Source organism: Acinetobacter sp. YT-02 (assembly GCF_002412355.1).
In the GTDB taxonomy this organism is placed as follows: Bacteria; Pseudomonadota; Gammaproteobacteria; order Pseudomonadales; family Moraxellaceae; genus Acinetobacter; species Acinetobacter towneri.
Map to the genome: position 1 here is coordinate 1 of NZ_NOZT01000102.1, position 812 is coordinate 812.

2 tRNA genes are annotated in these 812 nt (G+C 36.9%); both read left to right on the forward strand.

From position 1 onward, the window contains the following. Window positions 1-86: 86 nt before the first annotated feature. Window positions 87-163, forward strand: a tRNA-Ile gene (locus CF596_RS14485). A gap of 70 nt (window positions 164-233) precedes the next feature. After that, window positions 234-309, forward strand: a tRNA-Ala gene (locus CF596_RS14490). Window positions 310-812 lie beyond the last annotated feature (503 nt).

Here is an 812-nt window from a genome sequence, read left to right on the forward strand (position 1 = left end):
GGAACCTGCGGCTGGATCACCTCCTTAACGAAAGATTGACGATTGGTAAGAATCCACAACAAGTTGTTCTTCATTGATGTATCTGAGGGTCTGTAGCTCAGTTGGTTAGAGCACACGCTTGATAAGCGTGGGGTCACAAGTTCAAGTCTTGTCAGACCCACCATGACTTTGACCTAGATTGAATAAATCAAGTTACAGGAATTGAAGATACATCGAATCACAGATGATAAGCTGGGGACTTAGCTTAGTTGGTAGAGCGCCTGCTTTGCACGCAGGAGGTCAGGAGTTCGACTCTCCTAGTCTCCACCAAATTTTAAGATCAGAAAACTTAAAGCACTGCTTTAAGGCTTTTCCTTAAAATTTAAGCAAACAGCTATGCTGTGCGCAGGCACACATATACTGGAGCTTTAAGCTAAAGATTGCAGAACTTAATAAAAGATCGAATGATTAGATTTGATGGTTTATTAAGTTCTGTGATTTAAATATCACAGTATTTAGTGCGATCTGACGAAGACGCATTAATTCATTAACAGATTGGCAAAAATTGAGTCTGAAATAAATTGTTCAACTCATTTAATTCAAGATTGACAGTAATACTTCGGTGTTACGGTTTAATTACGAATTGAAATGAGAACTAGCAAATTAACTGAATCAAGCGTTTTGGTATATGAATTTAGATTGAAGCTGTACAGTGCTTAAGTGCACGAGACTTTGAACTGTAGATTAAATAAATCATTGATTATTTATTTAATTGTCTTAATCCTACTTGTAGGGATTAACGACTGTTTGGGGTTGTATAGTCAAGTAATTAA